General features: G+C 62.5%; 4 protein-coding genes. 1 reads left to right on the top strand and 3 read right to left on the bottom strand.

What is annotated here, in order from left to right:
• Positions 1-15: 15 nt before the first annotated feature.
• From GE027_RS22245 to def, 3 genes are all read right to left on the bottom strand, one after another.
• Positions 16-1,500 (bottom strand): sulfatase family protein, encoded by a 1,485-nt coding sequence (locus tag GE027_RS22245; RefSeq protein ID WP_237607733.1) that lies wholly within the window; start codon positions 1,498-1,500, stop codon positions 16-18.
• 314 nt (positions 1,501-1,814) lie between these two features.
• Positions 1,815-2,822, bottom strand: a complete 1,008-nt coding sequence (gene fmt, locus GE027_RS22240) for a methionyl-tRNA formyltransferase (RefSeq protein ID WP_153559434.1) — start codon at positions 2,820-2,822, stop codon at positions 1,815-1,817.
• On the bottom strand, positions 2,815-3,399 hold the full coding sequence (gene def, locus GE027_RS22235) for a peptide deformylase (protein WP_153559433.1): 585 nt from the start codon (positions 3,397-3,399) through the stop codon (positions 2,815-2,817). Before def ends, fmt begins: the two co-directional genes overlap by 8 nt.
• Positions 3,400-3,663: 264 nt before the next feature.
• Here def and GE027_RS22230 point away from each other — a divergent pair, with 264 nt between their 5' ends.
• The gene (locus GE027_RS22230) at positions 3,664-5,805 is read left to right on the top strand and encodes a tetratricopeptide repeat protein (RefSeq protein ID WP_153559432.1); all 2,142 of its coding nucleotides are present in this window, start codon (positions 3,664-3,666) and stop codon (positions 5,803-5,805) included.
• Positions 5,806-5,966 lie beyond the last annotated feature (161 nt).

Below are 5,966 nucleotides of genomic sequence, written 5' to 3'. Positions count from 1 at the left end.
TTTTGGCTCTTTGACTCAGACGCCTTCGGGCAGGAATTGGACGTCGCGGTCGTTCTTCACGGCGCGGCCAGCGGTGCTGCGACCCTGGCGAACCTGTCGCTCGAGCAATTGCAGCAGCGCCTCGACTTTCTCCGGGTGCTGCTCGATCAAATTATTCTGCTCGGCCGGATCGTCGCCCAGGTGATACAGCTGCATCGGTGGCAGTCCGCGCTTGCGCGCGACGTTGTCTCGCGGCGCGCTCCAGCCGCCGCTGCCCGCCGCCAAACACAGTTTCCAGTCGCCTTGCCGGATGGCAAACGAGCCGTTGATCGAGTGACTGATCAGGCTGGATCGCGAGGTGGTCTGTTCGCGACCGGTCAAGACGCCCAGCATGCTGTGGCTGTCTTCGCCGGCGGTCGCGGCGGGGGTCTGTCCGGTCAATTCGGCCAGCGTGGCATAGAGATCCGTCAGACAGACCAAGGCATCGCTCTGCCCTCCCTTGGCGATCTTGCCCGGCCAACGGGCGATCAGGGGCACGCGATGACCGCCTTCGTACAGGTCCGCTTTGTGGCCTCGATAGCCCGCACTGGGATCGTGACCGTGCTCTTTGAGTACCGAGAAATTGGCCTGCGGCGAGCAGCCGTTGTCGCTGGTAAAGACCACCAGCGTTTCGTCGTCGATCCCCAGTTCATCGAGAACCGAAAACAATTCCCCCATGTGATCATCCATCTGCATCACGAAATCGGCGTAGGGATTCAGGCCGCTGGAGTCCTTGAAGGGGGGCAGCGGGACGATGGGCGTATGCGGAGCCGGAAGCGGCAGATACAGGAAAAAGGGCTCGCCGTCTTGGCGACCACCGGCGTTCTCACGGACGAAGTCGAAGGATTTCTCGAACAGGTGCGGCAGCACTTGGTCGATCTCGAAGTCCTCGCCAATGGGACCTCGGCGGTACCAGCCGTACGGGTCCTGTTTGGCGGTGACGCCTTCGATGCGGTTGGGCGGCGCGGTAACTTGTCCGGTATCGACCCATACATAAGGCGGCATGTCCAGCGATCCGCAGTGCCCGTAGTAGCGGTCGAAACCGTTGATGTCGGGGCCGTTCCGAACCGGTTTGGTAAAGTCGATCTCGCCATCGTCGTCTTTGTGCCAGTCCCATCCCAGATGCCATTTGCCGATCATCGCCGTGTGATAATCGGCGCTGCGCATCAGATGGCCCAGCGTCGCGCGGTCGGCCGGGATCAGGTGCTCGCTGGTTCCGCTCAATACCCCTTTGGCCAAACGTGAACGCCAGTTGTAACGGCCGGTTAAGAGTCCATAGCGAGTGGGCGTGCAAACCGAACTGGACGTATGAGCGTCCAGAAACGTCAGGCCCTGTTCGGCCATCCGCTGAAGATGCGGAGTTTGGATTTTGCCGTCCGGGTTGGTCGGCGAAATGTCTCCGATCCCCAGGTCATCGGCCATGACAATGATGACATTGGGAGGCGAATCGGCGGCGGTCGCCGAGAGACCAAACGGAAACATCGCAAGCAGGACAGCGCAGCCGAGTCGCAGCGGTCTGGTGAATTGCAAATGGAGCATCAAGGGACGGATGAACTTCAAGGAAAGAAAGGAAGGCGAGGATCCAAAGCGTTGGACGGGGGGAGCTACCATCATAACCGCAACCGCCAAGCCCAACCGAAACCGGCTGGTTTAAATCTCCACCACCGGCGCAAAGCCAGCCGTCTAAGCACGTCGGCATAAATCTTTCGGTGAAACCCCGCGACAAAACCCTCCCGCGCAGCGGGAGAGTAAAGCCGAATGAAATGTTGCGACGTGCTTATTCGAAAGCCGGCCGTTTATTCAAACCGGGCGGAATCTTCGAGCGGGTGACCGCGGAGGTAATCGGCGGCGGCCATTTCCCGTTTGCCCGCGGGCTGCAGACGCCGGATTTGAACCATCGCGTCGCCGCAGGCAACAAACAGCTGCTGTCCATCGACCTGCGGCGTGCCCGGCTCCGTACCCGGCGGCGGGGTGCGGTCGCTGAACGCTACTTCGCGGATCGTCAGGCGTTGTTCGCTGCCGTCGGATCGGCGCAGCAGCGTAAACGCCGTGGGCCAGGGCTGCATCGCTCGCACCTGGTAGTCGATCCGCTGGGCCGATTGTTTCCAGTTGATGTGGCCATCGGACTTTTTCAGTCGCGGAGCCTTGGTCACCGCGGCCGGGTCCTGCGGTTGTCCCCAGAGGCTTTGGCCGTCCCACCGAGCCAGCTCATCCAGGGCGCGCAGCGACGTCGAGACCCCGCGCTGGGCCAAGCGGTCCTCGAGTTGTCCGGCGGTCTCGTGCGGATCGATTGCCAGCGTGTCCTGAGCAACGATCGGGCCCCCGTCCAGACGGGGCGTCATGTGGATGACCGAGACGCCGGTGGTCTGTTCGCCTTGCCAGAGCGCCCACTGCACGGGGGCCGCGCCGCGGTAGGCCGGCAGCAGCGAGCCGTGCAGGTTCAATCCGCCCAGGCGAGCCGTTTCCAGAGCTTGCGGCGACAGAATCTGGCCGTAGTCACAGACGAACAACAAGTCGCTTTCGGTTTCGGCGACTCGCGTCACGGCCTCGGCATCATTGATCGAGGGCGGGTCGAAGATTGGCAGATCGTGCTGGTTCGCCCAAGCGCGGACCGGCGCCGGAGGCGGCCCTTTGCGACTTTTGCGGATCCGTTCCGGGCGCGTCACGACCAAAGCGATGCTGTGGCCCGCGCGACGGATCGCATCGAAGGTGGGAACCGCAAAGGGGCCAGTTCCCATCAACACGATTCGCATCGGTGGATCGGCCGGAGCGACAGGGGGTTCGCTGGCGGTGGCTTCAGGCATAGCGTTGGATCAGCCCTTGGTGATGTTCGTTCAGGGCCTGCTCGCTGGCGATGCCGCCCCCTTTCTGTCGACTTTCGAAATCGATCTCGAATTCTTCCAGCGTCGGTTCCAGCTCCCGCCGAGCCGCGTCGCTCATCCGGTCAAAGAACATCACGCCGTCCAAGTGATCGTTCTCGTGCTGGAGGATCCGCGCCAGGAAGCCTTCGCAGCGTCGTTCGATCGGGTTGCCCTGCAGGTCGTAGGCCGACAACGAGATTTGTTTGGCTCGAACCACCTCGCCGTACAGCCCCGGCAGGCTCAAGCAGCCTTCGCGATCGGACTCGCGGCCCTTGGGCCGCTGCAGCACCGGGTTGATCAGGACCAATTCCTCGCCCTCGCCCTGTTTGCCCGCGGGATTGACCACGAACATCCGCAGCGGAAGGGCAACTTGATTGGCCGCCAACCCAACCCCTTCATGGGCGTACATCAGTTCCAGCATCTCCGCAGCCATCGCCCGGAGCGTTTTGTCAACTCGCTGAATGGGTTGGCTTTTGAACCGCAGGGACGGGTGGGGGAAATGGACAATATCCAGGGGCATACGACTAGGACGGGACCGAGGGGGGGCGGACGGGCGTGGTGTTTCGCCCCCCATCTTATCGCTTCGCCCGGTGGGCATCGAGGGTGCAGCGGAGGGCGGCGAGAGGGCGGGAACTGGACGCCACAGGCGGTGGGGCCGATCGCCCCCGGAGGCTTGCTACTTTTGCCGCCGAGTCCGCTCTGTTAGAGTTCACGCTCAGGCTCAGCCAAAACCTTCTCGGCCCGCCATCCACTATCCCGACATATCGCGGAGTTCGGTCGCACAATGACCATCGACAACTACCAGCTGTGCCCCTGCGGCAGCGGCAAAAAAATCAAGTTTTGCAAGTGTAAGGATTCGGTCGGAGAACTGGATCGCGTGATCAAGATGATCGAGGGCGGCCAACTGGTCGCGGCCCTGGATCGGTTGAATCAAATCCTCAAGGAACACCCCTCGGCGGCGTGGGCGCTTTCGATTCGCGGCCGGTTGCTGATGGATTTGAAGGAACACGATGCGTTGGTCGACAACGCCGAACGATTCGTCCGCCTCCAACCCTCCAACCCCCTGGCCCTGGCGCAGAAGGCCGTGGTCTCGTTGATGGAAGCCAACACGGCCGAGGCGACCGAAGCCCTGTTGCAGGTTTTGGACGAAGCCGGCGACCGGATCGATCCCTTCATCCTGGAAGTCATGTCCGGCGTGATGATGCAGCAGTGGCAACGGGACTGGGTCTCCACGGCGTTGGCCTATGGCAACCTGTTGGTCGCGGCGGGTTCGCAAAACACCCGCGAAGCCCAGCTGAGCTTGCGCGAACTGCGCCGAATCCTTTCTTCGCCGGAAATCAACCTGTTGCTGAAGGAAACGCCGGAACTGCGCGAACGCCCCGATTCGGTCGAGTGGGGCGAACGCTTCGACGAGGCCGCCGGGTTGCTGCTCAATTATCGCGTACTGTCAGCCGAACCGAAACTGGAATCGTTGGCTCGGCAGTACCCCGATCAACCCGCTATCCTGTTCGGTCTGGTGATGTGTGCGATCTGGCGAGGCGACGTTAGCAAGCAGGCCGAACTGCTGGGCAAGCTGGCCGAGTGCGAAGAGCTGGACCTGGAAGAACGTGCTCGGATGCTGGCCTCGGCCGGTTTGGTTGATCCCAAGCAGAAGTCGGTCGCCGCGGCCATGACCGTGCGGGTGTACGAAATCGAAGACGCCCAAGAGGCGATTGCAAAATTGGATCCGCTGCCGCGGATGCGTGCCATCCCCGCCAACCAACTCGAAAACGTCGGCAGCGACGGAATCAAACCGCGCGGCGGATTCCGCTGGCTCAGCTCGGATCCCAACCAACCGGACAAGGACGCGACCATTTCACCGGTCACGATCCTGGTCTACGGACGGCAGACCGACCGCGCCGCGAGACTGGAAGTCCAAAGCCACGATGCCGACTTCGGCGGCGCGGAGGCGGAGCTGGACCGATTGCTTCCGGAACGCAAGCGCATCGAGGAGCGGCAGGAGTCGATCCCGGTCCTGTACGCCTTCATGCTCAGCCATGTCGACGACCCGGGCAGGTCCTTGGATGATGCCGGCCGGACGGAAGAGCTACGTCGTTACGAAGCGACCTTTTGGGACGTGCTGAAAACGATGCGGGTTCCGCTGTTCGACAACGTACCGCTGGAGCAGGTGGCGGTCGACGATACGACGCTGCTCGAGCGGACGGCGTTCGTGCGGCTGTTGCAGGGCTACGACTTGTTCCGCAATACCACACCCGAAGCTCTGGAAGCGCTGCAGAACCGCTGGTCGGTCGAACCGCTGCCGCAACTGGCCTTCGAAGAGGTGGATCCGACGACGCTGGGCGTCTTCGACCTGGACTGCGTGCAGGTCGAGCAGGCCGAAGCCGACGACTACGCCACGCTATATGAGCTGCTGCAGCAAGCCGTGCTGAACGGACACCACGCAGCGATGACCAAAATTGCCGGACGGATGGTCGAACTGGAACCAGCCGCCGACATGGCTCCCGCCAAAGTGGATGCCTACCAGCGTCTGGCGGGCTCCATGAGGACGATTGCCGAATCGCTCAAGTGCCTCGAAGCCGGCGTGGAGTACGCTCGAGCACACGATATCGACCCGGTGGAATTGCTGCTGCAGATGCTGCCGCTGAAGTTGGCCGGTGGCGACCCCGGAGCGTTCCAGGACCAGTTGACCGGCATGTTGGAAACGTATCGCGACAACCAGGAGGTGTTGTACGTGATCCAGCAGATGCTGATGCAGATGGGCTTGATCGGCCCCGATGGCCAGCCGATGGGACCGCCATCGGGCCAACCCGCTGCGGCGGAAGCCGCCGGCGGGGAATCCTCGGGCCTTTGGGTGCCAGGGCAGGAAAACGCCCCCTCGCAAGGTGGCTCGGAAGGCAGCAAACTGTGGCTGCCCGGCAGCGAATAAGCCCCGTCAGTGGCATAGGCTCGCCAGCCTGTGAAAAGTAGCACGGCTCTCCGAGCCGTGACGAAAATCTCACTCTCGGCTGGGACAGCCGAGCTACTTTGTGGCATAGGCTTCCAGCCTGTGAATAGTAGCACGGCTCTCCGAGCCGTGACAAAAATCGC

Source organism: Roseimaritima sediminicola (assembly GCF_009618275.1).
GTDB lineage: Bacteria > Planctomycetota > Planctomycetia > Pirellulales > Pirellulaceae > Roseimaritima > Roseimaritima sediminicola.
This window is presented reverse-complemented; position numbering and strand designations above follow the sequence as displayed.

What these genes read in the sequence shown, in the direction of transcription:
- GE027_RS22230 (WP_153559432.1), top strand. Translation starts at nt 3,664, where the DNA reads ATGACCATCGACAACTACCAGCTGTGCCCCTGCGGCAGCGGCAAAAAA.
- def (WP_153559433.1), bottom strand. Translation starts at nt 3,399, where the DNA reads ATGCCCCTGGATATTGTCCATTTCCCCCACCCGTCCCTGCGGTTCAAA.
- fmt (WP_153559434.1), bottom strand. Translation starts at nt 2,822, where the DNA reads ATGCCTGAAGCCACCGCCAGCGAACCCCCTGTCGCTCCGGCCGATCCA.
- GE027_RS22245 (WP_237607733.1), bottom strand. Translation starts at nt 1,500, where the DNA reads ATGTTTCCGTTTGGTCTCTCGGCGACCGCCGCCGATTCGCCTCCCAAT.